The sequence below is a fragment of the Nocardioides candidus genome, from assembly GCF_041321175.1.
Lineage (GTDB): Bacteria > Actinomycetota > Actinomycetes > Propionibacteriales > Nocardioidaceae > Nocardioides.
In genome coordinates this window covers 854850-880461 of the sequence record NZ_JBGGWC010000002.1, presented here as the reverse complement: position 1 = coordinate 880461, position 25612 = coordinate 854850, and the positions used below count along the sequence as shown (strand labels likewise).

General features: G+C 72.2%; 23 protein-coding genes. 14 read left to right on the top strand and 9 right to left on the bottom strand.

The features are described 5' to 3' along the window. The first annotated feature begins 52 nt into the window (after window positions 1–52). Window positions 53–2131, top strand: a complete 2079-nt coding sequence (locus ACAX67_RS14015; protein ID WP_370704465.1) for a serine/threonine-protein kinase — start codon at window positions 53–55, stop codon at window positions 2129–2131. 13 nt (window positions 2132–2144) lie between these two features. On the opposite strand, the gene ACAX67_RS14010 is transcribed toward ACAX67_RS14015, so the two are convergent. Further along, the gene (locus ACAX67_RS14010) at window positions 2145–3554 is read right to left on the bottom strand and encodes a hypothetical protein (protein ID WP_370704464.1); all 1410 of its coding nucleotides are present in this window, start codon (window positions 3552–3554) and stop codon (window positions 2145–2147) included. Window positions 3555–3722: 168 nt separating this feature from the next. On the opposite strand from ACAX67_RS14010, the gene ACAX67_RS14005 reads away from it, so the two are divergent. Together ACAX67_RS14005 and ACAX67_RS14000 are read left to right on the top strand one after the other, a co-directional pair. Continuing rightward, window positions 3723–3914, top strand: a complete 192-nt coding sequence (locus tag ACAX67_RS14005; protein WP_370704463.1) for a hypothetical protein — start codon at window positions 3723–3725, stop codon at window positions 3912–3914. A 63-nt stretch (window positions 3915–3977) separates the two neighbouring features. Further along, window positions 3978–5705 carry a serine/threonine-protein kinase gene (locus ACAX67_RS14000; protein ID WP_370704462.1) on the top strand — a complete coding sequence of 576 codons (1728 nt, stop codon included), beginning with the start codon at window positions 3978–3980 and terminating at the stop codon, window positions 5703–5705. A gap of 1 nt (window position 5706) precedes the next feature. On the opposite strand, the gene ACAX67_RS13995 is transcribed toward ACAX67_RS14000, so the two are convergent. Then, window positions 5707–6612, bottom strand: a complete 906-nt coding sequence (locus tag ACAX67_RS13995) for a glycerophosphodiester phosphodiesterase (protein ID WP_370704461.1) — start codon at window positions 6610–6612, stop codon at window positions 5707–5709. 105 nt (window positions 6613–6717) lie between these two features. On the opposite strand from ACAX67_RS13995, the gene purL reads away from it, so the two are divergent. From purL to ACAX67_RS13975, 4 genes are read left to right on the top strand one after another with little or no spacing between them, the layout of a single operon-like run. Beyond that, entirely contained in the window at window positions 6718–8961 is a 2244-nt protein-coding gene (gene purL, locus ACAX67_RS13990) for a phosphoribosylformylglycinamidine synthase subunit PurL (RefSeq protein WP_370704460.1), read from the top strand. Between the two features lie 13 nt (window positions 8962–8974). Beyond that, window positions 8975–9826, top strand: coding sequence for an alpha/beta hydrolase (locus tag ACAX67_RS13985; protein ID WP_370704459.1), 852 nt, complete (start codon window positions 8975–8977; stop codon window positions 9824–9826). A 34-nt stretch (window positions 9827–9860) separates the two neighbouring features. Then, window positions 9861–10718 (top strand): tryptophan 2,3-dioxygenase, encoded by an 858-nt coding sequence (locus ACAX67_RS13980; RefSeq protein WP_370704458.1) that lies wholly within the window; start codon window positions 9861–9863, stop codon window positions 10716–10718. Then, on the top strand, window positions 10715–11947 hold the full coding sequence (locus tag ACAX67_RS13975) for a kynureninase (protein ID WP_370704457.1): 1233 nt from the start codon (window positions 10715–10717) through the stop codon (window positions 11945–11947). The genes ACAX67_RS13980 and ACAX67_RS13975 overlap by 4 nt, the downstream gene beginning before the upstream one ends. Here ACAX67_RS13975 and ACAX67_RS13970 read toward each other — a convergent pair. Further along, window positions 11931–12968 (bottom strand): hypothetical protein, encoded by a 1038-nt coding sequence (locus tag ACAX67_RS13970; RefSeq protein WP_370704456.1) that lies wholly within the window; start codon window positions 12966–12968, stop codon window positions 11931–11933. The genes ACAX67_RS13975 and ACAX67_RS13970 overlap by 17 nt on opposite strands. 41 nt (window positions 12969–13009) lie before the next feature. Here ACAX67_RS13970 and ACAX67_RS13965 point away from each other — a divergent pair, with 41 nt between their 5' ends. The 5 genes from ACAX67_RS13965 (at window position 13010) to ACAX67_RS13945 (ending at window position 17659) form a co-directional block, all read left to right on the top strand. Continuing rightward, a complete protein-coding gene (locus tag ACAX67_RS13965; RefSeq protein WP_370704455.1) occupies window positions 13010–13369 on the top strand; it encodes a sterol carrier family protein in 360 nt (119 codons plus the stop codon). Between the two features lie 15 nt (window positions 13370–13384). Then, window positions 13385–14731, top strand: a complete 1347-nt coding sequence (locus tag ACAX67_RS13960) for a dipeptidase (RefSeq protein ID WP_370704454.1) — start codon at window positions 13385–13387, stop codon at window positions 14729–14731. A 60-nt stretch (window positions 14732–14791) separates the two neighbouring features. Beyond that, window positions 14792–16252, top strand: a complete 1461-nt coding sequence (gene purF / locus ACAX67_RS13955; protein WP_370704453.1) for an amidophosphoribosyltransferase — start codon at window positions 14792–14794, stop codon at window positions 16250–16252. Between the two features lie 12 nt (window positions 16253–16264). Then, window positions 16265–17347, top strand: a complete 1083-nt coding sequence (gene purM, locus ACAX67_RS13950; protein ID WP_370704452.1) for a phosphoribosylformylglycinamidine cyclo-ligase — start codon at window positions 16265–16267, stop codon at window positions 17345–17347. Between the two features lie 132 nt (window positions 17348–17479). Continuing rightward, the gene (locus tag ACAX67_RS13945) at window positions 17480–17659 is read left to right on the top strand and encodes a DUF3073 domain-containing protein (RefSeq protein WP_370704451.1); all 180 of its coding nucleotides are present in this window, start codon (window positions 17480–17482) and stop codon (window positions 17657–17659) included. A 28-nt stretch (window positions 17660–17687) separates the two neighbouring features. Here the strand turns inward: ACAX67_RS13945 and ACAX67_RS13940 are convergent, their stop codons facing one another. The 4 genes from ACAX67_RS13940 to ACAX67_RS13925 form a co-directional block, all read right to left on the bottom strand. Continuing rightward, a complete protein-coding gene (locus ACAX67_RS13940) occupies window positions 17688–18803 on the bottom strand; it encodes a Glu/Leu/Phe/Val family dehydrogenase (protein WP_370704450.1) in 1116 nt (371 codons plus the stop codon). A gap of 166 nt (window positions 18804–18969) precedes the next feature. Beyond that, window positions 18970–20565 (bottom strand): phytoene desaturase family protein, encoded by a 1596-nt coding sequence (locus tag ACAX67_RS13935; RefSeq protein WP_370704449.1) that lies wholly within the window; start codon window positions 20563–20565, stop codon window positions 18970–18972. Continuing rightward, entirely contained in the window at window positions 20562–21002 is a 441-nt protein-coding gene (locus tag ACAX67_RS13930; RefSeq protein ID WP_370704448.1) for an SRPBCC family protein, read from the bottom strand. The genes ACAX67_RS13935 and ACAX67_RS13930 overlap by 4 nt, the downstream gene beginning before the upstream one ends. 63 nt (window positions 21003–21065) lie before the next feature. Next, on the bottom strand, window positions 21066–21440 hold the full coding sequence (locus ACAX67_RS13925) for a nuclear transport factor 2 family protein (RefSeq protein ID WP_370704447.1): 375 nt from the start codon (window positions 21438–21440) through the stop codon (window positions 21066–21068). 145 nt (window positions 21441–21585) lie between these two features. Here ACAX67_RS13925 and ACAX67_RS13920 point away from each other — a divergent pair, with 145 nt between their 5' ends. Both ACAX67_RS13920 and ACAX67_RS13915 read left to right on the top strand, forming a co-directional pair. Then, a complete protein-coding gene (locus tag ACAX67_RS13920) occupies window positions 21586–23109 on the top strand; it encodes a DUF1800 domain-containing protein (protein WP_370704446.1) in 1524 nt (507 codons plus the stop codon). 14 nt (window positions 23110–23123) lie between these two features. After that, entirely contained in the window at window positions 23124–24425 is a 1302-nt protein-coding gene (locus ACAX67_RS13915; protein ID WP_370704445.1) for a DUF1501 domain-containing protein, read from the top strand. A gap of 12 nt (window positions 24426–24437) precedes the next feature. Here the strand turns inward: ACAX67_RS13915 and ACAX67_RS13910 are convergent, their stop codons facing one another. Continuing rightward, window positions 24438–24635: a hypothetical protein gene (locus ACAX67_RS13910; RefSeq protein WP_370704444.1), complete on the bottom strand. Its 198-nt coding sequence runs from the start codon at window positions 24633–24635 to the stop codon at window positions 24438–24440. A gap of 125 nt (window positions 24636–24760) precedes the next feature. Further along, window positions 24761–25573: a calcium-binding protein gene (locus ACAX67_RS13905; protein WP_370704443.1), complete on the bottom strand. Its 813-nt coding sequence runs from the start codon at window positions 25571–25573 to the stop codon at window positions 24761–24763. Window positions 25574–25612 lie beyond the last annotated feature (39 nt).

Below are 25612 nucleotides of genomic sequence, written 5' to 3'. Positions count from 1 at the left end.
CCGGTTTTCGGAACCGGCCCCAGCGCGGCGCGCGATCGCCTAGGTTGACGCCGTGCTTCCGGGGGTGGGTTCCGACTTCGGGCGCTACCGGATCACGGGGCGGCTCGGACGCGGTGGGATGGGCGTGGTGTTCTCCGCCGTCCACCGCGACCTCGACCGACCGGTCGCGCTGAAGCTGCTCACGCCCGACCTGTCGGACGACGACTCCTACCGCCACCGGTTCCTGCGCGAGGCGCGGATCCTGGCCCGCCTCGACTCCCCGCACATCGTCCGTGTCTACGACACGGGCGAGCAGGACGGCTGGCTGTTCATCGCGACCCAGCTCATCGAGGGCGGCGACCTCAAGCAGGTCCTCGACACCACCGGCCCGTTGCCCCTTGCCGCGGGGGTCGAGCTCGTCGCGCAGGTCTGCGAGGGCCTGGCCGAGGCCCACGAGGCGGGCATCCTGCACCGCGACATCAAGCCGTCGAACGTGCTGCTGCGTCCCCGCTCGGACGGCCGCCGGCAGGCGATCCTCTGCGATCTCGGCATCGCGACCGTCGCCGGCTCCGACAGCACCCTGACCGTTGGGGTGATCGGCACCCCTACCTACATGTCACCCGAGCGGCACCAGGGCGAGGACGCCACTGTCGCCTCGGACATCTATGCGCTCGGGTGCCTGCTCTGGGCCACGATCACCGGCGGGCCGCCGTACCAGGGGACGTCGGCGGAGATCTTCCGCGGGCACGTCCACGGCCCGGTGCCGCAGCTGCAGGCCGGCGTACCTCACTCGGCGCAGCTCAACGAGGTCCTGGCGGGCACCTTGGCGAAGGACCCGGCGCAGCGCTACCTCTCCGCGGCCGACGTCCTCGTCGCGCTCCGCGCCGTCGACCCGTTCCTGTTCCAGGGCTCCTACCGCGACGACACCACCGACACCCAGCGAGGCGTGGTCCCCGAGGGCACGATCGTCGTGCCGTACGTCGAGAGCGTCGGGGTCGGTCCGGTGCCCCCGGCCGACGCCCCGAGCGCCGACTTCCTCGCCGCCGACGCGGTGCCCGCGGCGGAACCTTCGATCGAGGCGCCGCCGGTGCCGACGTACGAGCCCTCGTTCGACATGCTCCCGCCACCGGCCGCGGACACCTCGGTCGACCTCCCCCCGCCGGCCGCGCTCGAGGCCTCGGTGGAGCTGCCCCCTCCGCCGCCGGTGGCGGAGGCCGCGTCACCGGCGATCTTGCCGCCGGCTCCGCCGCCGCCCTCGGCGCCGCCGCCCTCGGAACCGCCGCCCCCGGCACCGCCTGCTGTCGAGACGGTCGCCGTCCCCGAGGCCGACCCGAACACCACGTCGCAGCGCCCGCCCGGCGCACCCGTGCCGCCTCCGCCGCCGAGTGCGTTCGTGCCGTCGTCATCACCACCGCCGTCCTCGCGTCGTCGCCGGTCGGCGGTCCTCGTGGGCATCGTGGCGCTCGCCCTCGCCGCCGTTGCGGCGGTGGTCCTCGTCGCGGTGGCGCCCTGGTCGGGGAGTGACGAGGACGCCACCGACCCCACGGCCGCGGACGGAAGCACGACGCCCACCGAGCCTCCGAGCTCGGACCCGACCGTCGCCCCGCCGCCCGCACCGAAGGCCCCGAAGGTCTCTGCGAAGCCGGCCTACCTCTCCGTGGACTTCACCATCGCCCCGGTCGATCCCCCGTCCGGCTCGACCGTGACCTACGAGCGTCGCGAGGGGAAGCACTGGGTCTCCGTGGACAAGCGGTTCAGCCTGCCGACTCCCGCGGGGGGCGAGCAGACTTGTGCTGACGTCCGGGCCACCGTCACAGCCGGCGATCTCTCCACGTCCGGCGCGCCCGCACACGAGTGCGGCAAGAGCGAGAAGAAGTCGGTCCGCGTGGTCGAGTCGACGACGAGCCAGTGCAGCAGCGAGGACCAGGTTGCCGGCCGCACCTGCCGTGCTTACAAGGTCGTCATCGCGGGCTTCAGCCCAGGGACGAGCCAGACGATGACCATCGGCGCCCCGTGTGAGATCCACTGCCAGAAGTCGATCAAGGTCGACCGGCGGGGCAGGGGCGAACTCGACGCAGCGGCCTACGCCTACAACGGCAACGTCTTGTTGATCTCCGTCGGAGGCGTCGATCGGCGGGTCGTCGTGCCCTGACCGGACCGCGTTGTCAGCCGTGCGGGATCGGGTCCGGAGGAGGCGGCGGCGTGTAGGTCGGTGGGATGTAGACCGGCGCGGGCGTCGGAGTGGGCTGCGGGTGGTGCGGCACGCTCACCTTCTGCCGGTACTCACGCGAGAGCCCCGGCTCCCACGGATCCATGCTGTCGAGCTTCACGCGCCAGTTCCAGAGGCCGACCGTCTTCAGCTTCACGGCGAGCCGGTAGACGGAGTACGGCGAGCGCTTGTTGGGCTTGCAGTCCGTGGCAACCGCGGACTTGATGGTCCGCCAGTGGTGGTTGAGCTTCCGTTGGAAGAAGACCTTGTGGCCCTCGTGGCAGGGCGAGATCTTCCCGGTCACCACCAGCGTCTGTCCCCGCTTGGGGTGCTGGATGTTGACCGAAGCGACGACGTAGGGCCGGACCTTCCACTCGATGACCGGCGGATAGCTGCTCCGTTCGTATCCGGACCCACCCTCGAAGTAGGCCCACTCCGTCCAGCCGGCGTAGGGCCATGCCCTGATGCGCATCGTCTTCGCCTTGTTGGAGTAGTCCTTCGACGGGCAGTGATCCGCCTTGCAGGTCTTGTGGGTGATCTCCTGCCCGAGCAGGAAGCGTGCGGGGACGTCGGGACTCGTGAGCGAGGTCTCCAGGTAGGCAGGCTGGAGATAGGTGTAGATGTGCTTGCGTCCTTGGGTCGGCCGGAACGTCATGTGCGTCCGCACGCCCTGGAAGTCCCACCGCCGGACGCTGTCGGCGGAGCCGACCGCAAGGTCGTCGAGGTAGAAGTTGGTGCCGTTGCAGCCGAACAGGATGCCGACGCGGGCGTGCGTGCTGTTGGGGTGGGCCCGGGCGAATTCGGCGATCGTCTTGGAGTCCGACGCGGGGTCGCTGTTCCTGCGCCAGCTCAGCACGGCGGTGCCCGCGTCGACGGTGTTCCAGCGGTCCTGCACCTGCGGCGTCAGCGTCAGGGAGCCGTACCAGGTGGTGCCCGGGGACGTCTGGTAGGTCACCGCGACCATGCCCGTCGCCGCGTGCTGGCGGGACAGCACGGCGACACTCAACGTGGTGAGGTCCTGCAGCTTCGCCACCTGGTCGTTGCGGTAGTCGACCATCGTGCCCATGGCGTAGCGGAACTGGGCCTTGTACTTGAACGCTCGGTCGCCCCGTGGGGGATGCACGCTCGGGCCCAGGTCGGACGGCTCGGTGGCCTCGACCTTGACGGGCACCGCGTGCGCGCTCTGGAAGTCGGTGCAGCTCGCGGCGGCGTCGGTCACCAGTGCCTTCGGCGGTCGGTAGGGACCGTGCACGGTGCTGGGCTCGTCGTCCGCCCTGCTCGTGGGCGCCGACGCATCGGCGGGCACCAGCGTCTGCCCTGCCACCAGCAGCGCCGCGGCGAGGATGGTTGCACTGCGTGCCTTCATGGGTCCCCCAAGGTCGTCCGGAGAGCGTCGGATCAGCTTCGGATGCTATCCCCGCGTCTCGGCGCTCGGGCCGATTCGCGCCAACGCGAGATGGGGTGATCGACCCATTCCCCGGCGCCGCGACCTCTGGGTCAATGAAGTCCTCACCGACGACCTCAGGGGGAAGACATGCGCAAGTTCCTGGCCAAGCAGGGCATCGACTGCAAGTGCGGTCACCACGACGGAGAGCACGAGGAGTCCAAGGGCCGCTGCACGGCTCCGGACACCGAGCGCATGGTCGGCAGCCGGCTGAAGGGCCAGCCCTGCAGCTGCCACCGCTACCGCCCGAGCCTGATCCACCTGCTCATCGAGCTGACCTGACCTCGGGTGACCTCTTTGTCCGATTCCACCGTTGCGCGCGCGCCGCGTCAGTAGGGTGACGCCGTGTTGCCGGGGGTTGGTTCTGACTTCGGCCGCTACCGGATCGTGGGGCGGCTGGGGCGCGGCGGCATGGGCGTGGTGTTCGCTGCCGTCCACCAGGACCTGCAGCGCGACGTCGCCCTGAAGCTCCTGTCGCCGGACCTGGCCGACGACGAGGGTTACCGCCACCGGTTCCTGCGCGAGGCGAGGGCGCTCGCCCGGCTCGACTCGCCGCACGTGATCCGCGTCTACGACGCCGGCGAGCACGACGAGTGGCTCTTCATCGCGACCGAGCTGGTCGCGGGCGGCGACCTCAGCAACCGCATCGAGACCCAGGGGCCGATGCCCGTCGCCGAGGCGTTGACCTTGCTCGCCGGAGCGGCCGACGGCCTCGCCGCGGCCCACGCGGCCGGCGTCCTGCACCGCGACGTCAAGCCGTCCAACCTGCTGCTGAAGACCCTGCGCGACGGCAGCGTCCGCGGCGTGCTCTGCGACTTCGGGATCGCAGCGGTGGAGGACTTCGACGCGACGCGCACCCAGGGTCTCATCGGCACGCCCGCCTACCTGGCGCCCGAGCGACACGAGGGCGGCGGTGCCTCGGTGGCCGCCGACATCTACGCCATGGGATGCGTGCTCTGGGCGTGCATCACCGGTGCTGCGCCCTACCTCGGCACGCCGTCCCAGGTGCTGATGGGGCACCTGCGGGGCGAGCTGCCGCAGGTCTCGGCCGCCAACCCGTACGGCAGTGCCGTCAACGGCATCCTGGCCATGACCCTGGCCAAGGACCCCGAGCGGCGTTTTCGCAGCGCCTCCGCCCTGGCCAGCGCCCTGCGCTCCTCGGCGCGCGCGGTCGCGTCCGCCGGCGAGACGACCGGCGGCATCGAGCCCACGATCGTCAAGACCTTCGCCCCGTCCCCGACGCCGCCCCCTCCGCCGGCGTGGCCGCCGACGCCGCTCGGCCACGAGGACCCGCCGACCCAGGCGGCGTACGGCGTCCCGCCCGCCGGCTTCTCCGGACCTGTCGCTCCGGCGCCACCGCCGACCCAGCGGCCGCCGTCCCCAGGCGGTGGGAGGTCGCCGTGGCGCGTCGTCGCCGCAGCCGCCGCGGTCGCGCTGCTGCTGGGCGCGGCGACGACCGGAGCCGTCCTGCTGAGCCGTGGGGACGACTCGCCGCAGGACTCCGCCGGCGCCGACACCTCGACGGACACGGCAAGCGACCGGGGCTCCGACCGTGCCTCCGACGGCACCGACCGGACGCAGCCGCCCCCGACCCCCGTCGACGACGTGACCTGCTGGAACGGCATGACGACCTCGTCGGCGCAGCAGTGTCCGGACCCGTCCGGGGTGGCCGGCCTCGAGTGGATGTATCCGAGCTTCGACCGGCGCGAGTGCGGACCGAAGCGGCTCCCCTACCCACGGCTGACGGTGTGGCAGTGCCCGAAGGTGACGGCCGCAGGCGACCCCGTCCTGATCCGCTACACCGAGTGGCAGTCCGCCGCACTCGCCGACGCCAGCTACGCCTCGAAGGATCGAGGAAGTCACCAGACCTTCATCAGGTCCGCCGACGGCGACGTGGTCCGCACGGTCTGGCGCTACGACGGGTTCAACAGGGAAGGACGCGTCACGCTCAGCTCGGTCTACCACGACTGGCCGTTCTCGGTCTCGGTGGAAGGCGCCTCGCAGCGTGCGATCGACGACGGTCTCCGTGAGCTCGTCCTGCAGAGGAAGCCGGACCACGTCCTGACCCGGTGAGTCAGTCGACCGTCGCGGCCCGCCACTGCAGGTAGTCGGTGAGCCGATTGGTCAGGATGCCGTCCATCCCGATGTCCACGCAGCGCTGCCACCCCTCGACGCTGTCGACGACCCGCGCGTACACCAGCTTGTCGTGGGCGCGTGCGGCGCGCATCCAGCCGTCGGTCGTGAGCTCGCCGTCGATGAGGAAGCCGCCGACCGGCTTGGCGATCACGGACCGGGACACCGAGAGTCGCCGCGGGACGATCCAGATGCCGGGGAGCTCGGGGATGGTGTCATGGGCCATCGCGAGCAGGTCGTCGTCGAAGGACAGGAAGACGCTGTCGTCGAACCGGCTGAGCGGTTCCATGTCCGCGCGCATCTGCGCGAAGACCTCGGGCGTCCACCCGGGGCCCTCCTTCAGCTCGATCATCAACGGCAGTCCTCGGGCGACCGCGGTGCCAAGGAACTCCCTCAAGGTCGGAACCGGGCTGCCGTCGTCGAGCCGGCAGTGCGCGGCGATGTCGGCATACGTGCGCCCGGCGACCTGACCGAGGCAGTCGGTCGTGCGCACCAGGCCGCCGTCGTGCATGATCACCAGCTCGCCGTCGAGCGTGGGTCGTACGTCGAACTCCGACATCTCGGCGTGCAGCCGGGCGGCGTTCTCGAGGGCCGGAAGGCCGTTCTCGGTCCTGCCGTCGGTGGGAGCCCCGCGGTGGGCGACCGCGATCGAGGTGGCCGTGGGCGGCGCGGGCGGTTCGGTGGTGCGGCCGGGCTTCGTGGGCTTCGCGACCGGCGCGGAGGTCCGTGCGTGGGCGGACCGCGACCGGTCGGCCTTCTGCGGTGCTGACGTGCGCTCGTCACCTGCCGAGCAACCGCTGAGGAGGAGCGCGAGCAGCGCGGTCACGACGATCCCCCGACGGTGCATGTCGGCAAAGGTAGGGCAACCGGTGGGTGCGGCGGCGCACAACAGTCCAGTCCGGCCGCGCGGCCTCGGTGCGGGCAGGGTGCCCGGCACCTATAGATTTGCGCCGTGCTGGACACCGTCTCCGTCGCCGCGTCCGATCCCGACCGCGAGCAGCCCTGGGCCGACCTCGGGCTGAAGAAGGACGAGTACCAGCGGATCCGCGAGATCCTCGGGCGCCGGCCGACGAGCTCGGAGCTCGCGATGTACAGCGTGATGTGGAGCGAGCACTGCTCCTACAAGTCGTCGAAGGTGCACCTGAGGCAGTTCGGCGAGATCCCCCAGGAGACGCCGGTCGGCAAGATGCTCGCCGGCATCGGCGAGAACGCCGGCGTCATCGACATCGGGCAGGGCTACGCGGTCAGCTTCAAGGTCGAGAGCCACAACCACCCGTCCTACGTCGAGCCCTACCAGGGTGCCGCGACGGGCGTCGGTGGCATCGTCCGCGACATCATCGCGATGGGCGCCCGCCCGGTCGCGGTCATGGACCCGCTGCGCTTCGGTCCGCTCGACGCCGACGACACCCACCGGGTGCTGCCGGGGATCGTCGCCGGCGTGGGCGGCTACGGCAACTGCCTCGGTCTGCCGAACATCGGCGGCGAGGCGGTGTTCGACGAGACCTACCTCGGCAACCCGCTCGTCAACGCCCTCTGCGTGGGCGTGCTGCGCCACGAGGACCTCCACCTCGCCAAGGCCTCCGGCACCGGCAACCTGGTGGTCCTCTACGGCGCGCGCACGGGCGGCGACGGCATCGGCGGCGTCTCCGTGCTCGCGAGCGAGACCTTCGACGCGGACGGTCCCGCGAAGCGGCCGAGCGTCCAGGTCGGCGACCCCTTCATGGAGAAGCTCCTCATCGAGTGCACCCTCGAGCTCTTCCGGGCCGGCGTCGTCGCCGGCATCCAGGACCTCGGCGGCGCGGGCCTCTCGTGCGCGACGTCCGAGCTCGCCTCCGCCGGTGACGGCGGGATGAGCGTGGAGCTCGACCGCGTGCCGCTGCGCGACTCCACCCTGGCTCCGGAGGAGATCCTCATGAGCGAGAGCCAGGAGCGGATGATGGCGGTCGTCGAGCCCGGCGACGTCGAGGCGTTCCTGGCGATCTGCACGAAGTGGGACGTCGAGGCGGTCGTGATCGGCGAGGTCACCGACAGCGGCCGGCTCGAGATCACCTGGCACGGGGAGGTCGTCGTCGACGTACCGCCGCGGACGGTGGCCCACGACGGTCCCGTCTACGAACGCCCCTACGCCCGTCCCGAGTGGCAGGACGCCCTCCAGGCCGACCGCGCCGAGGCGCTGCCGCGGCCGGAGACCGGGGACGACCTGCGGGCCACCCTGCTGCGTCTCGTCGCGAGCCCCAACCTTTGCGACAAGTCGTGGATCACCGACCAGTACGACCGCTACGTGCAGGGCAACACCGTCCTCGCGCAGCCCTCCGACAGCGGCATGGTCCGCGTCGACGAGGACACCCACCTCGGCGTCGCGATCGCCACCGACTGCAACGGCCGCTTCGCCAAGCTCGACCCGTACGCCGGCGCGCAGCTCGCGCTCGCGGAGGCCTACCGCAACGTCGCCACCGGCGGTGCGCGGCCGCTCGCGGTCAGCGACTGCCTCAACTTCGGCTCGCCCGAGGACACCGACGTGATGTGGCAGTTCGCCGAGGCCTGCCGCGGCCTCAAGGACGCCTGCATCGAGCTCGGCATCCCGGTCACCGGCGGCAACGTGAGCCTCTACAACCAGACCGGCGAGACCGCGATCCTGCCCACCCCGGTGGTGGCGGTGCTCGGCGTGATGGAGGACGTACGGCGGCGTACCCCTTCGTCCTTCCAGGGCGCGGGCGACCGCGTGGTGCTGCTCGGCACCACCCGCGAGGAGCTCGCCGGCAGCGAGTGGGCGCACGTCGTCCACGGCCACCTCGGCGGCCTGCCGCCGCAGGTCGACCTGCAGGCCGAGCGCGACCTCGCTCGCCTCCTCGCCGACCTCGTCGGCATCGCGACGAGCGCGCACGACCTGTCCGACGGCGGGCTCGCGCAGGCGCTCGCCGAGGCCAGCCTCGTCGGGGGCGTCGGCGTCACCGTGGCCCTGGAGGGTGACGCGTTCCTCGGCCTCTTCGCCGAGTCGGCGGCCCGCGCCGTGGTGACGGTCGCCGGCGAGGACCTCGAGGAGCTGCGCGCCCTGTGCGCCCGCCACGACGTCCCGATGACGGAGCTCGGCACCACCGGGGGCGAGGCGCTGGTCGTCGAGGGTCTGTTCGAGCTGCCTCTCGACGAGCTGCGCGCCGCGTGGACCGCGACGCTGCCCGCCGCACTCGGCGCCTGAGCAGCTGACCACGGTGGCCGCCCGCTTCTCCGCCGGGCGGCGTACGGTGCTGGCGACGGCCGTCGCGGCGGCCCTCGCCGCGTGTGGCGGGGAGCAGGACACGGACGGCGAGACCCGGAGGAAGGGTGACGTGGGCACGACGTACGGCGACGACCCCAGCCAGTACGGCGAGCTGCTCGTGCCCGACGGCCGGCCGCACGGCGTGGTCGTGGTGATCCACGGCGGCTTCTGGAAGTCGGCCTACGACCTCACGCTCGGGACGCCCCTCGCGCGGGACCTGCGCGACCGCGGGTGGGTGACCTGGAACCTGGAGTACCGGCGGGTCGGCGACGGAGCCGGGGGAGGGGGCGGTGTCCCGGTCACGCTCGACGACGTGGCCGCAGGGATCGACCACCTCGCCGCGATGGCGTCGGCCGGGATGCTTCCGGAGGAGAGCCTGCAGCGCGTGGTGGCGCTCGGGCACTCCGCCGGCGGACACCTCGCGGCCTGGGCCGGAGGGCGGCGCGACGCCGAGGTCCCGCTCACGCACGTCGTCTCGCAGGCGGGCGTCCTCGACCTGGTCGCCGCGGCCGAGGAGCACCTGGGCAGCGACGCGGTGCAGGCCTTCCTCGGGCACGCGCCGACCGCCGCGGACGCCGGTGCCGACCCGATGCAGCAGCTGCCCCTCGCCGTACCCGTGTGGTGCGTGCACGCGCCCGACGACGACATCGTGCCGATCTCCCAGTCCCGCGACTACGTCACGCGGGCGTCCGCCGCCGGCGCCACCGCCGAGCTCGTCGAGGTGAGCGGGGGTCACTTCGGCCTCGTCGAGACGGAGTCGACGGCGTGGTCACGGATCCGCGCCATCTTCGACGACCTGCGCTGACGACAGCCGCGCCCTGCGGGGATACGGTGTGCCGGTGTCGATCGAGGAGGGCTACCGACCACTGGAGCCGGGCGTGCGCACGGACTTCAGCCGCGAGCTGGACTACGCCGGCTACCTCGATCTCGACACGCTGCTGTCCGCCCAGCACCCGCTGAGCAACCCGACGCACCCCGACGAGCTGCTGTTCGTCATCCAGCACCAGACCACCGAGCTCTGGCTGAAGCTGATGGTGCACGAGCTCGTCGGTGCACGCGCCTTCATGGCGACCGACGACCTCGCGCGCGCCCGCAAGAGCCTGTCGCGGGTCAAGCACATCCTGCGCACGGTCACCGAGCAGTGGTCGGTGCTGGCGACGCTGACGCCCAGCGAGTACGCCGAGTTCCGCGACGTCCTCGGACCGGCGTCGGGCTTCCAGTCGGTGCAGTACCGCGCGGTCGAGTTCCTCCTGGGCAACAAGAACGCCGCGATGCTCAAGGTCTTCGAGGCCAAGCCGGCCGCCCGCACCTTCCTGGCCGACGCGCTCGAGAGCCCCACCGTGTACGACGCCTTCCTGCGCCTGGTCGCCCGGCGCGGACTGCCCGTCCCCGTGGAGGTGCTCGAGCGCGACGTCACCAAGCCGTGGGTCGAGCAGCCCGCCCTGGTGCCGGTCTTCCGCGAGATCTACGAGGACACGACCCGCCTGTGGGACCTCTACGAGACCTCCGAGGACCTCGTCGACCTCGAGGACGCCTTCCAGCTCTGGCGGTTCCGTCACCTGCGCACCGTGCAGCGCACGATCGGCTTCAAACGCGGCACCGGCGGGTCGTCCGGCGTCTCGTTCCTCAAGCGCGCGCTGGACCTGACCTTCTTCCCCGAGCTGATCACCGTCCGCACCGAGATCGGCATGCCGTGAGCGACGTGCTCGCCCGGGCCGCCGAGCTCGACGCGGCCGACCCGCTCGCGCACCACCGGGCCGCCTTCGTCACCGACGAGGAGGTCGTCGCCTACCTCGACGGCAACTCGCTCGGGAGGCCGCTGCACGCCACCCGCGAACGTCTCGCGGGCTTCGTCGACCGGCCGTGGGGCGACCGCCTGATCCGCGCGTGGGACGAGGGCTGGATGGACGCGCCCACCGAGCTCGGCGACACGATCGCACGCGTCTGCCTGGGCGCCGCGCCGGGGCAGACGGTCGTCGCCGACTCGACCACAGTGCTGCTCTACAAGCTGGTCCGGGCCGCGGTGGACGCCCAGGTGCGCGACGACCAGCGGCGCACCGAGATCCTGGTCGACACCGACAACTTCCCGACCGACCGCTACGTCGTCGAGGGGATCGCCGCCGAGCGCGGCCTCGAGCTGCGCTGGATCCGTCCCGAGGCCGACAGCGGGGTGACGCCCGACCTGGTCCGCGAGGCGCTCTCCGACCGCACGGCGCTGGTGCTGCTGAGCCACATCGCCTACCGCTCGGGCCACGTCGCCGACGTACCCGCGATCACGGCGCTGGCGCACGACGCCGGCGCCCAGGTGCTCTGGGACCTGTGCCACTCGGTGGGGTCCGTCGAGATCGCCCTCGACGAGCACGACGTCGACCTCGCGGTCGGCTGCACCTACAAGTACCTCAACGGCGGTCCCGGCGCGCCCGCGTTCGCCTACCTCGCCGCACGCCACCACGGCCGCTTCCGCCAACCGATCCAGGGCTGGATGGGCGCCGCCGACCCGTTCGCGATGGGCCCCGGCTACGCGCCCGACGCCGGCGTCCGCCAGCTCATCAGCGGCACCCCGCCGGTGATCGGCATGCTCCCGATGCGCGACATGCTCGCGCTCATCGAGGAGGCCGGCATGGCAGCCGTACGGCACAAGTCGATCGCCCTGACGTCGTACGCCGTCGAGGTGGCCGACGCCCTGCTCGCGCCGCACGGCGTGGTGCTCGCCTCGCCCCGCGACGCGGCGACCAGGGGCGGGCACGTGACGCTCGACCACCCGGACTTCCGAGCGGTGACCGCCGAGCTGTGGCGACGCGGGGTGATCCCGGACTTCCGGCCGCCCCACGGGCTGCGGGTGGGGCTCTCGCCCCTGAGCACCTCGTTCGCCGAGGTGGCCGCGGGCCTGGCGGCCGTGGCGGACGCGCTCACTTCCAGATCTTGAGCTTCTCCTCGGCCTTGATCTTCTTGATCTTGGGAGCGTCGTAGCCGTTCCAGGCCGTCGCGAGCGACATGTGATAGCTCGCGGCCAGGTCGAGCGGGCCCTGCTCGGCATCGTCGGCGGGCACCTCGAAGACCAGCTGCTTGGACCAGCCGCAGTCGGCCTGCGACGTCACCGGGCAGACGTCGGCGTCGTCCTCGGTCGACAGGATCCGGTGCGGGGCCTCGCCGTCGATCGTCGGCTTGATCTTCACGTCGGCCGCCAAGTAGCGCGCGCCCGCGCCGAGCAGGTCGGTCTCCTGGTAGACGCGCATGTTGGTGGCGACGGTGACGGCGAGCCACAGGCTCCCGCTCGGCGCCCACTTGCCGGCCGCGTAGGGCGTCAGCACAGGCCCTGTCAGGCTGCAGGTGAACTCGGCGGCCGCGGTCTTGGTGTCGAACCACTTGCCCTGGTCGCAGGGCTTCTTGTCCAGCTTCTCGTCGACGATGTCGTAGAGGCCGGCGGCGTCGCCCTCGTCGCGGTCCCCGGTGCGCAGGTCCACCGTCTGCTTCACGCCGTCGAAGGTGATCTCGAGGGCCGGGTCCTTGCCGTCGCCCTCGACGACGACGTAGAACGACTCCGCGCCGTCGTCCTCGGACTGGGGCGGCGTCAGCCGGTAGTCGTCGTCGCCGCTCACGAGGTCGACGATCGGCGTGCCGTCGGTGTCGAAGATGGCGTCGACCTTGTTCGAGCGCCACGGGTCGTACTGCCACGAGATCGGCACCAGCACGGCGCCCGAGGGTGCGTCGACCTTCTCGCGGGTCCGGGTCTCGTCGGCCGAGGCGCTGTCGACCGGGGTGCCGGCGTGGATGAGGAGCTTGCCTGTCGGCAGCACCACCTCCGACTCGTGGCCCTTCTTGAACTGGTTGTCGAGACGCGCCCGGATGATGTCACCCGCCTTGGGCTGGTCCTGGTCGTCTCCACAGGCCGCGAGCAGCGGCATGAGCACGAGAAGGATCGAGCCGATGGCCGCACGAGCACGCATGCCCCACATTGTGACGGACGCACGTCGCTAGGCTCGGACCCGTGTCATCACGGCTGCGTCCCGCCGACCCGATCGCGGTCGAGGAGGCCCTCGAGCGGGTGGCGTCCGGCGCCGCCGAGCGCGCCGACCTGCGCCTGCTGACCAAGCACTTCCTCGCCCTCCTCGAGCAGCGCGCGCCGGGCCGCTCGGTGGAGGTCCGGGTGCCGCCCTACGCGGCCGTGCAGGTCGTCGAGGGCGTGCGCCACACCCGCGGCACGCCCCCCGCGGTCGTCGAGACCGACGCGGCGACCTGGGTGGGTCTCGCCAGCGGTGCGCTCGCCTGGGCGACCGCCGTGGATCGCGGGCTCGTGACCGCCAGCGGGGAGCGCACCGACCTGTCGCCGTACCTCCCTCTCCGCTGACGTAGGTTCTCCACCATGACGATGACGAGTGACGAGATCCGATCCCGCGTCGCGGCTGTGCTCCCCGGTGTCCGCGAAGACCTCGAGGCCCTGGTGCGCATCCAGTCCGTGAGTGCCGACCCCGCCCGCCTCGACGAGGTCGAGCGCAGTGCCGAGAAGACCGCGGAGCTGTTCCGTGCGGAGGGCGTCGACGCGCGCATCGTGCGGGCCTACGACGGCGCGCCCCCGGCCGTGATCGGCGAGAAGCGCGGCCCCGAGGGCGCTCCGGTGGTGCTGCTCTACGCCCACCACGACGTGCAGCCCGAGAACGACCCGGCCGACTGGGACAGCCCGCCGTGGGAGCCCACCGAGCGCGACGGCCGCCTCTACGGCCGGGGGACGGCCGACGACAAGGCCGGCATCATGACCCACGTCGCCGCCCTGCGGGTGCTCGGCGACGAGCTGCCCGTCACTGTCCGCCTCTTCATCGAGGGCGAGGAGGAGGTCGCGAGCGCGACCCTCCCGCAGCTGCTGGAGCAGAACCTCGAGGACCTCAGGTCCGACGTCATCATCATCGCCGACTCCGGCAACTGGGACATCGGCGTGCCGGCCCTCACCACGAGCCTGCGCGGCCTCGTCCGCGTCAACGTGCAGGTGCGCACGCTCTCCCACGCCGTCCACCAGGGCATGTGGGGCGGCCTCGTGCCCGACGCTGTCATGACCCTCTCGCGCCTGATCGCCTCGCTCCACGACGACGAGGGCAACCTGCGCGTCGAGGGCCTGGTCAGCGGCCCGGCGGCCGACGTCGACTACCCCGAGGACCGGCTGCGCGCCGAGTCCGGCGTGGCCGAGGGCGTCGAGTGGATCGGTCACGGACCGAAGGTCGAGCGCCTCTGGACCCAGCCCGCCCTCTCGGTGATCGGCCTCGACGCGCCGAAGGTCGACGGCTCCTCCAACACCCTGATCCCCGCGGCCCGCGCGCGCCTGGCGCTGCGCACCGCGCCCGGCGAGACCTCCGACAACGCGCTGGCGTGCCTCAAGGCCCACCTCGAGGAGCACGTGCCCTGGGGCGCGCAGCTCTCGATCGAGGTCGTCGACACCGGCGAGCCGATCGCGCTCGACGTCACCGGACCGGCCTACGACGCCGCCCGTAGCGCGTTCACCGAGGCCTGGGACGGCACCGAGCCCGTCGACATGGGCGTGGGCGGGTCGATCCCGTTCATCGCCGAGCTGCTCGACGCGATGCCCGGTGCGAGCGTGCTCGTCACGGGCGTCGAGGACCCCGACACCCGTGCCCACGGCCCCAACGAGGGCCTGCACCTCGCCGAGTTCGAGAAGGTCCTCGCGGCCGAGGCCATGGTGCTGCGCAACCTGGGCGCGTGACGGATCCCACGGGCGGCGCGAGTTCCGGGCTGGAGCGGTGCGGCCGGTAGGCTGACGAACGTGTGCGGCGTATTCGGCGTCTGGGCCCCTGGGGAGGACGTCGCAAAACTCACCTACTTCGGTCTGTACGCGTTGCAGCACCGCGGTCAGGAGTCAGCAGGCATCTCGGTGAGCAACGGCCGCCAGATCCTGGTCTACAAGGACATGGGGCTCGTCTCGCAGGTCTTCGACGAGACCACGCTCGACTCCTTCCAGGGCCACCTGGCGGTCGGCCACTGCCGCTACTCCACGACGGGCGCGAGCACCTGGCAGAACGCCCAGCCGACGTTCCGGCCCACCGCCCACGGCTCGATCGCCCTCGGCCACAACGGCAACCTGATCAACACCGCCGACCTCGCGAAGCTGGTCCGTGACCTGCCGAGCGACGAGGACGAGCTCGACATCCACGCCCGCGAGCTCGAGGCGACGACCAACGACACGAGCCTGGTCACCGCGCTCCTGGCGCACCACCCCGACCAGTCGCTCGAAGCCAGGGCGATGGAGCTCCTGCCGAAGGTGCGCGGCGCGTTCTGCTTCGTCTTCATGAACGAGGACACCCTCTACGCCGCGCGCGACCCCGAGGGCATCCGCCCGCTCGTGCTCGGCCGCCTCGACCGCGGCTGGGTGGTGGCGAGCGAGAGCGCCGCGCTGGCCACGATCGGCGCGAGCGTGGTCCGCGAGGTGGAGCCGGGCGAGCTCATCGTCATCAACGAGGGCGGCCTGCGCAGCCACAAGTTCTCCGAGCCCCAGCGCAAGGGCTGCGTGTTCGAGTACGTCTACCTCGCCCGACCCGACGCGACCATCGCCGGGCGCAGCGTCCACGAGGCCCGGGTCGAGATGGGCCGCCAGCTGGCGCGCGAGTTCCCGGTCGAGGCCGACCTGGTCATCCCCGTCCCGGAGTCCGGCACCCCGGCGGCGTCCGGCTATGCGCTGGAGAGCGGCATCCCGTTCGGCCAGGGCTTCGTCAAGAACGCCTACGTCGGCCGCACGTTCATCCAGCCGAGCCAGACCCTGCGCCAGCTCGGCATCCGGCTCAAGCTCAACGCCCTCGAGCACATGATCCGCGGCAAGCGGATCGTGGTGGTCGACGACTCGATCGTGCGCGGCAACACCCAGCGCGCCCAGATCCGGATGCTGCGCGAGGCGGGCGCGACGGAGGTCCACGTGCGGATCTCGAGCCCGCCGGTGAAGTGGCCGTGCTTCTACGGCATCGACTTCGCCACCCGTGCCGAGCTCATCGCCAACGGGCTCGACGTCGACGAGATCGCGGCGAGCGTGGGTGCCGACAGCCTCGGCTACATCTCCCTCGACGGCATGGTCGAGGCGACCGGGCAGCTGCAGCCGAGCCTCTGCACCGCCTGCTTCACCGGCGACTACCCGATCGAGCTCCCCGACGCGAGCCTGCTCGGCAAGCACCTCTTGGAGGCGACGCTGACGTCGCCGATCCACGGCGAGGCCCTGCCCGTCTTCAACAACCCGTAAGGAAGCGCAGCTTTGTCCGAGCCTGACGCACCGACCGAGCCGGGCGCCTACGCCCGCGCCGGCGTCGACATCCACGCCGCCGACAAGGCCGTCGACCTGATGAAGACGTGGATCGAGAAGGCCCGCCGGCCGGAGATGGTCGGTGGCCTCGGCGGTTTCGCGGGCCTCTTCGACGCGAGCGCGCTGACGTCGTACAAGCGGCCTCTGCTCGCCACGTCCACCGACGGCGTCGGCACCAAGGTCGCGGTCGCGCAGATGATGGACAAGCACGACACGATCGGCTTCGACCTGGTCGGCATGGTCGTCGACGACCTGGTCGTGTGCGGCGCCGAGCCGCTCTTCATGACCGACTACATCGCGACCGGCCAGGTCGTGCCCGAGCGCATCGCGGCGATCGTCAAGGGCATCGCCGAGGCGTGCGTCGAGGCCGGCTGCGCCCTCGTGGGCGGCGAGACCGCCGAGCACCCCGGCCTGCTGGCGCCCGACGAGTACGACGTCGCGGGCGCGACCACCGGTGTCGTCGAGGCCGACCAGCTCCTCGGCCCCGGCCGCGTCCGTCCGGGCGACGTGGTGATCGCGATGGCCTCGAGCGGACTCCACTCCAACGGCTACTCGCTGGCGCGCCACGTGTTCTTCACCGAAGCCGGCTGGAGCGTCGACCGGGAGGTCGAGGAGCTCGGCCGCACGCTCGGCGAGGAGCTCCTGGAGCCGACCCGGATCTACACCAAGGCGGGCCTCGCGATCGCGCGCGAGACCCGCACCCACGCGATGGCCCACGTCACCGGCGGCGGCCTGGCCAACAACCTCGCCCGGGTGATGCCGGTCGAGCTGCGCGCCACCCTCGACCGCGCCACCTGGCAGCCGGCACCGATCTTCGACGTGGTCCGCACCCTCGGCGAGGTGAGCCAGCCCGACCTCGAGGCCACGCTCAACTGCGGGGTCGGCATGGTCGCGCTGACCCACGCCGACGACGCGGACGCCGTGCTGACCCGCCTCGCCGACCACGGCGTCGACGCCTGGGTGGCCGGCGAGGTCGATGTCGACCCCGACCAGGAGGGCACCGTCACCCTGGTCGGCCAGCACCCCGGCTGGTGATCTGCGAGACAAGTGGCCCCGTCGGTGTGCGGGAACAGCCACCGAGCAGGTAGCGTTGCCCCCACGAGACTATGTATCAGTAGTCCGGGGCGCTTGGCCGCCCCGGCCAATTGTGCGAGGGGGCTGGACCCTATGGGCCGCGGCCGAGCTAAGGCGAAGCAGACGAAGGTCGCACGCGACCTGAAGTACCGCACTCACGAGACTGACCTCAGTGCCCTGGCGCGAGAGCTCCACGGTGGCGAAGAGGTGGAGTCCGACCCTGTCGAGGATCTCGACAAGTGGTCGGACTACGCAGACCCCCAGCGCGACTGACCTTCCCGCCTGACGGTGCGGCCGGCTCCTAGCGGAGCCAGATGCTGCGGAGGCGACCGACCTCGACGATGCGCTGCTCGGCGATCCGGTCGGCGGCCGTCGCGGTCGGCACGCCGTCGCTCTTGGCGCGCTCGAGGATCGACCGCGTCGTGTCGTAGATGCGGCCCGCGCGGAGCTTGGCGCGCTCGAAGCTGAAGCCCTCGAGCTCGTCGGCGACCTGCACGAGGCCGCCGGCGTTGACGACGTAGTCGGGGGCGTAGACGATGCCGCGGTCCTCGACCAGCTTCTCGATGCCGGCGTGCGCGAGCTGGTTGTTGGCGGCGCCGCAAACGATCCTGGCACTCAGCTGCGCCACGACGTCGTCGGTGAGCGCGCCGCCGAGGGCGCAGGGGGCGTAGACGTCGAGCGCGGAGGCGACCAGCGCCTCGGTCGACTCGACCGCCCGGACGCCGGGGTGCTCGTCGCGCACCCGCGCGACGGCGTCGGCGGAGACGTCGGTGACGACGACCTCGGCGCCCGCCTCGAGCAGGTGGCCCACCAGGTGGCGGCCGACCTTGCCGACGCCTGCCACGCCCACGGTGCGCCCGGCGAGCACGTCCGCCTGGTCGGCGTCGCCCCACACGGACTCGGCGGCCGCCTGGAGGCCGCGGAAGACGCCGTACGCCGTCAGCACGCTGCTGTCGCCGGCCCCGCCGTGCTCCTCGGTGCGGCCGGTGACGTAGGAGCACTCGCGCGCGACCACGTCCATGTCCTCGCTGTAGGTGCCCACGTCGCAGGCCGTCAGGTAGCGGCCACCGAGCGACTCCACGAAGCGGCCGTAGGCGCGCAGCAGCGCCTCGGTCTTCTGGGTGGTCGGGTCGCCGATGATCACGGCCTTGCCCCCGCCGAGGTCGAGGCCGGTCACGGCCGCCTTGTAGGTCATGCCGCGCGAGAGCGCGAGCACGTCGGCCAGCGCGTCCGCGGTGGAGGCGTAGGGGTAGAAGCGGGTGCCGCCGAGGCCGGGGCCGAGGGCGGTGGAGTGGATCGCGATGATCGCGCGGAGGCCGCTGGCGGGGTCGTTGGCGAAGACGACCTGCTCGTGCTCGAGCGCGTGCTCGAGGAGGTCGGTGGCGGGTCGGACGGGCGGGGTGCTGCTGTCGGACATCTGCTGCCGCTTTCTGCTCAGCCACGAGGGTGTGTGGCGGGATGTGACCGGCGCGCGGGGGTGGTGCCCGCCGATGTCCCAACGATAGAGGGACCGGCGGGTGATGACCACGCGGCACCCGATCGGAGCGGCGCACTTCTCGTCGCAGCCGAGCGGCTGCGCCGTCTCACCGGGAGCGCGAGAACAATCCCGACAGCGCCGCGTGCCGCAGCGCGGCCTGGGCGGCGTTGTTGCCGCACGCGCCGTGCACGCCACCGCCGGGGTGGATGGCCGCCGACGCGAGGTAGAGCCCGGCGATCCCCGTCTCCGGGCGTCCGCGCAGCGCCGGCACCGGCCGGAAGACCAGCTGCTGCTGGAGCTGGCTGGTGCCGCCGCCGAGCGCGCCGCCGATGAGGTTGGCGTCGCGTGCCTCGAGCTCGAGCGGCCCCAGCACCCGACGCGCCCGCACGATCGAGCCGAAGCCGGGGGCGTGCCGCTCGATCTGCTCCTGCATGCGGTCGCCCATCCGCTCGAGGTCGTCGTGGTCCCAGCGGCCCGTGATCGTGCCGCCCGCGTCGGCGATGAACCCGTCCGGTTGCGGCACGTGCGTGTAGGCCCACATCGACTCGGTGCCCGCCGGGGAGCGGCTCGGGTCGCTGGACGTCATGAGGCCGGTGAGCAGGAAGGGGTCGGCCGGGACGACCCCGACCTCCAGCTGCTGGGTCGCCCGGGTCAGCGCCTCCATCGACGGGGCGACGTGCACCGTGCCGGGCGCGTGGTCCGGGGGCGATGCCCACGGCACCGGCCCCGACAGCGCCCAGTCGACCTTGACCGTGCCGGGGTCCATGCGGAAGCGCTCCATCGAGCGCCGCACCCTGCCCGGGACGTCGTCGGGCCGCAGCAGGCGGTCGAAGAGGGCCGGGGCGGAGACGTCGGCCAGCACTGCCCGGCGTACGGCGACCCGCTCGCCGTCGGCCGTCGTGACTCCCGTGACGCGCCCGCCGGAGACCTCGACGCGCGTGACCTCGGTGTCGCACTGCACCACGCCGCCGCGGGAGGTGAGCCTGCGGGACAGCGCGGCACTCAACCGGCCCGCGCCCCCCTCGGGGACGGGGAAGCCGACGGTCTGCCCCAGCATCGCGAGCATGATGCCGAGCAGGCCGGAGCCGGGGGAGTTGAGCGGGATGTCGGAGTGGGCGGCGTTGCCGGCCAGCAGGAGCGGGCCGCCCTCACCTCCGAAGCGCTCCTTCGCGATGTCGGCCACCGGTGCGAGCAGCGTGCGGACGGCTTCGAGCCCACCGGCGCGGAGCAGGCCGGGCCCGGTGCGGAGGCCGGCACGGACCGGGGGGAAGGGGGACAGGAGGGCTCGCACCAGGTCGTCGCCGATGCCGTCCCACCACTGCGCCAGGTCGAGCCAGGCCTTGCCGTCGCCGGGGTGGATGGCGTCGAGCGAGGCCGCCGTGACCTCCCGATCGCGGTGCAGCAGGGCCCACGTGCCGTCGGCCCGCGGGTGGCCGAGCACCGCCGGGGCGTGCAACCACCGGACGCCGTGCTGCTCCAGGTCGAGTGCCTTGAGCACCGGCGAGGCGGCCGAGAAGGGGTAGAACGCGCTGAAGGTGTCGGTGACGAAGTCGGGGTCGAGCTCGCGGTCGCTGCGAACGGCACCGCCGACCTCCGGCTGGGCCTCGAGCACCAGCACGCTCCAGCCCGCATCGGCCAACCGGTTGGCCGCGACCAGCCCGTTGGGTCCGGCGCCGATGACGACGGCGTCGTACGCCGTCATCCCGCCGCGCGGCCCTCGGCCACGAAGGCCAGCCGCCGCAGGGTCTCGCTGTTGCGCCACACCAGCAGTGGCCGCCGGATGAACGGCGGCATGAGCCGGGCCGGCCCGACGGCGGCGTCCTCCTCGATCACGACCTCAGTCTCGTCCCCGCGGGGCTCCAGGCGGAAGGTCACGTCCGCCTCGCCGCCCGGCCAGGCACGGGCGCGCAGCCGGAGTAGCGTCGGGGCCTCTGCCTCCTCGACGGTCGTGCTGTCGTCGATCAGCACCGGCCAGGAGCCGACGGAGTGGTGCAGGGCGGCGCCCGGCGCCGGCCAGTCGGAGTCGACGTCGCGCATCCGCGAGGCGCCCACGACGAACAGCGGGTAGAGCCAGCCGTCGGCCAGGACCGCCCAGACCTGGTCGGGACTGGCGCGGATGGTGCGTCGGTAGCTGCTCATCGCCATGGTCGGCCGGTACCCGGGCCGGACCGGCCGCATACGGCGACCCGGGGGTCCACGCCGTCAGCCGACCTGCATGTCCTCGTTGCTCCAGAAGGCCCGCATCGTGGTGATCCTCGCCTCGTCGTCGAAGGTCATCACGTCGATCGGGGCCAGGGTGTAGGTCTGGTCGCCGACCCGGGTGACCAGCTCGAACAGGAAGGCGGCCTGGCCGTCGGCGATCCTCGCGGACACCAGCCGGCTCTCCTGCTCGAGCGGCTCGATCGCGGCGTAGAACTCGTGGATCGACTCCCGCGTGGTGCGCACCTCGGTCCCGACGGGGTCCTCGACGGTGGCGCCTTCCGCGTAGAGGGCCATGATCTCGTCGGCGGTGCCCTTGCCGACGAGGTCGACGTAGCTCTGGATGGTCTCGAGGACCCGGTCGCGGTCAGCCGCCATGACATCTCCCATAACTGAAACGTGTTCTTGTTTCGGAGTCTAGTCACATCGGGTCATCCGTGCGGTCCGCGCGGGTGTGCCGCGCGAGGGCCCGCACTGCCTACGGTGGGCGGTCCGGTGTCCTCGTCCCCCAGGAGCCCCACGCGTGACATCCGCACCCGCCCGTTCCGCCCCGGTCCGCCGCCGGGGCAGGCCCGTCATGACCTACGACGACCTCGTCGGCGAACGGGGCGCGCCGGTGGTGCTGAGCGCCGCGGACCGGCACCTGGTCCAGCGCTTCAGCGGCGGTGTCACGCCCGCGCTCGCCGCCCAGGTGAAGGCGGCCGGCGGAGCGCGTGCCTGGTTCGAGAAGCAGCTGCGCCCCGCCAAGGTGGCCGATGCGCCCGGCGACGAGGTGGACACCTGGTTCCCGTCGCTGCGGAGCAGCGCGGAGCAGATCTTCCAGGACCAGCAGGACGACGTCCGCGGCGCCTGGGAGGTGGCCACGGACCTGAGCCGCTGGACCGTCTCCCGCCGGATCGCCAGCAACCGCCAGCTGCAGGAGGTGATGGTCGACTTCTGGTCCAACCTCCTCAACGTCGCGCTCTTCCACGACGACGCGATCTTCTGGCGCGTCGACTACGACCGGGTGATCCGCGCACACGCGTTGACCAGCTTCGACGCCCTCCTCAACGCCGCGATCACCCACCCGGCGATGGGGCTCTTCCTCGACAACGCGTTCTCCTCCAAGGAGGCGCCCAACGAGAACCTGGGCCGCGAGCTCCTCGAGCTGCACACGGTCGGAGTCGACGCCGGCTACACCGAGGACCACGTGAAGGCGTCGGCGCGGATGCTGACCGGCTACCGGGTGGACCTGTGGGACCCGCGGTTCCGGGCGTTCTACGACACGTCCTGGCACGACACGCACGCGGTCGAGGTGCTCGGCTTCTCCCACGCGAACCGTGATCGCGACGGTCGGGCGGCGACCCGCGCCTACCTCTCCTACCTCGCCCACCACCCCGCCACGGCAGCCCGCCTGGCCCGTCGGCTGTGCGGGAAGTTCGTGTCGGACCAGCCCTCGCCGGCGATCGTGAAGGCGGTGGCCAAGGCCTACCTGGCCAACGGGACAGCCATCAAGCCGACCCTGCGGGCGCTCGTCGACCACCCCGACTTCGCCGCCGGGGCCGGGCTGAAGGTGCGGATGCCGACGGAGGACTACGTCGCCACGGTCCGCGCGCTCGGCATCCAGCTCCAGCGGCCGACCACGGACGACTCGTTCGCCAACGCCATGTACTGGCAGTACGGCGACAACGGCCAGCCGCCGTACGAGTGGCCGGCGCCCAACGGCTACCCCGAGGCCGATGGCGCGTGGGCCAGCGCGGGTCGGGTGCTCACCAGCTTCACCGTCCACCGCGACCTCGCGGCCCGCTGGTGGCCGACGGAGCAGGCCCGCTTCCCCAAGTACGCCGCCCTGCTGCCGCCCCTGCCGGCGACCCTCGGGACCGTGATCGACCACGTGGGACTGCGGATGCTCGGCCGACCGCCCACGCGCGCCGTACGCAAGGGGATCGCGGAGCTCCTCGGCATCCCGCTGACGAAGAAGCTGTCCAAGGACGACGCCCTCGACTACTGGACGATCCGCGGGATCATCACGTCCCTGCTCGACTCGCCCCTGCACCTGCACCGCTGATGAGAGGAGTCCCGATGGACCAGGTCCCCGGCTCGCGTCGCGACTGCGGGTGCCCCGACTACACCCGCGGCCTCGGTCGCTCCCGGCTGTCTCGGCGCAGGCTGCTGGGCAGCACCGCCGCCGGTGCGGGCGCCCTGGTCGGCGCGCAGCTGCTCGGCGACGCCTTCCTGCAGGTGGCGTACGGCGGCGAGCCCGGCGGCAACGTCGTGGTGGTGCTGAGCCTGCGGGGCGGTGCCGACGGCCTGTCGATCGTCGTGCCGCGCGGGATCGACCACGACCACCTCGTGTCGTGGCGCCCCAGCATCGCGGTGCCGGAGAGCACCCTGCTCGGTGCCGATCCGAGGTTCGGGCTGCACCCGGCGCTGGGCGACCTGATGCCGATGTGGGAGGCCGGCCGCTTCGGTGCGGTGCACGCGGTCGGGCTGCCCGCGCCCAACCGCAGCCACTTCGACGCCATGGAGGAGATCGAGGACGCCGACCCGGGCTCGAGCGCGCGGGTGGGCTGGATCAACCGTCTCATCGGCCTCGACGCCTCCGCCCAGCCCCAGGACGCGGTGACGCTCGGCACGACGCTGCTGCCGACCTCGATGATCGGGCCGGCCCCGGCGCTCGGCGCCTACCAGATCGGCGACCTGACGGTCGCCGACGTCGGCACGTCCGGGGCGGTGCGACGTGCCTCGCTCGGGTCGATGTGGGCGGGCGACCAGGGCCTCCTCGGCGGCGGGGTCCGGCTCGCGCTCCAGGCGACCACGCTGCTCGCGCCGCTGGTGGAGAGCGCCGACGACACGGTCCACGTCTCCGCCTACCCGGAGGGTCCGCTCGCCGAGGTGCTGGCCAACACGGCGGCGCTGATCCGTGCCGACGTCGGCACCCGCATCGTCACCGTCGACTACGGCGACTGGGACATGCACGAGGGTGTCGGCCAGGTCCACGACGGCTGGATGAACGACCACCTCGCCCACTTCGCGGCCTCGCTGAAGGCGTTCTTCGCCGATCTCGGCACGCACGCCGGTCGGGTCACGGTGGTGACGATCAGCGAGTTCGGCCGGCGCCTCGAGGAGAACGGCGACGGCGGGCTCGACCACGGCTACGGCAACGCGATGCTGCTGCTCGGAGCGGGCGTCGCCGGAGGGCAGGTGCACGGCGGGTGGCCGGGCCTGGCCGAGACCGACCTGGAGGACGGTGACCTCGCGATGCGTCAGGACTTCCGCAGCGTGCTGTGGGAGGTGATGGCGCACCGGTTCCCCGACATCAGCGGAAGCCGTGCCCAGCTCTTCCCGGGCTTCACGCCCGACCCGGTGGGCGTGATGGCGTGATCCCCGCGGGGGTCAGGGGACGCGGATCCCCGGCACGTAGTGGGGCAGGAGGAAGGCGACGAACAGCCCGATCGAGCAGATCAGGCAGGCGGCGAGCGCGCGGTCGGTCTCGAGGGTGATCTTGCCCTGCACGGCCACCACCCGCCACGCGGTCATGCCCAGCGAGACCGCCATCAGTATGCCGGTGTAGATGACACCCGTTGCACCCATCGCCCGCTACCTCCCGTTCGTGCCGTCCGTACTCCCACCCAACGAGCGAGTGCCCGCGGAGGCACGCCGTCACACCCGGTCGGGACGAAAGGCCCAGCACCGCGAGCCGTGCGCAGCGTGGGCGGTCAGGGCGCGACGCCCTCGCAGGAGAACCGGGTGTCGGCCGGGTCCGACTCGGCGAGGTCGTGGCCGTCCCCGCACTTGATGGTGTCGGAGCCGGCGTCGCCGTAGAGCGTGTCGTCGCCCGGCCCGCCCTCGACGGAGTCGTTGCCGTCGCCACCGTGGAGCACGTCGCCGACCTCCCCGCCGACCAGGCGGTCCTTGCCGCCCTCCCCGAAGACCAGGTCGGCGCTCTCGCCCCCGTTGACCAGGTCGTCGCCGTCGCCGGACCAGAGCTCGTCGTGGTCGAACGCGCCGTTGATGAAGTCGTCACCGGCGCCGGTGTGCACGACGTCGCGACCGGCGTCGGCGAGCACCGAGGCCTGGAACTGCGCCGGCAGGGTCGAGGTGTCCACGACGTCGTCGCCGAGGCGCATCTCGAAGTCGAGGGTGAGCGGGTCGGCCGGGCTGACCCAGCGGGGCACCGGGCAGATCGCCTTGACACCGTGCCGGACCCGCTTCTTGTGGCAGACCTTCGGGAAGCCCTCCCACCGCACGGGCTTCGGGTCGCGGAACTGCAGGCCCGCCTCGACGACGGTCACCGTGACGTGGTTGTTCTGGCCCCAGACGCCGTAGTAGTAGCCGCCCTTGACCTTCTTCAGAGTGGCCGGGCGCGCGAGCGCCTTCGTGGAGGACGGCCGGTGGTCGGACCGGTGCTCCGACGAGCGGTGCTCCGATGGTCGTGCGAGAGCCTGGCTCGGTGGCGCCGCGGCCAACCCGGCGGCGACGAGCGCTGCCGTGGCGAGCAGGGTCAGGGCGGGGCGGGTAGGAGCGGCCACCGGGAACCTCCAGAGACGTCGGTCTGCTTCCCCCTCGGG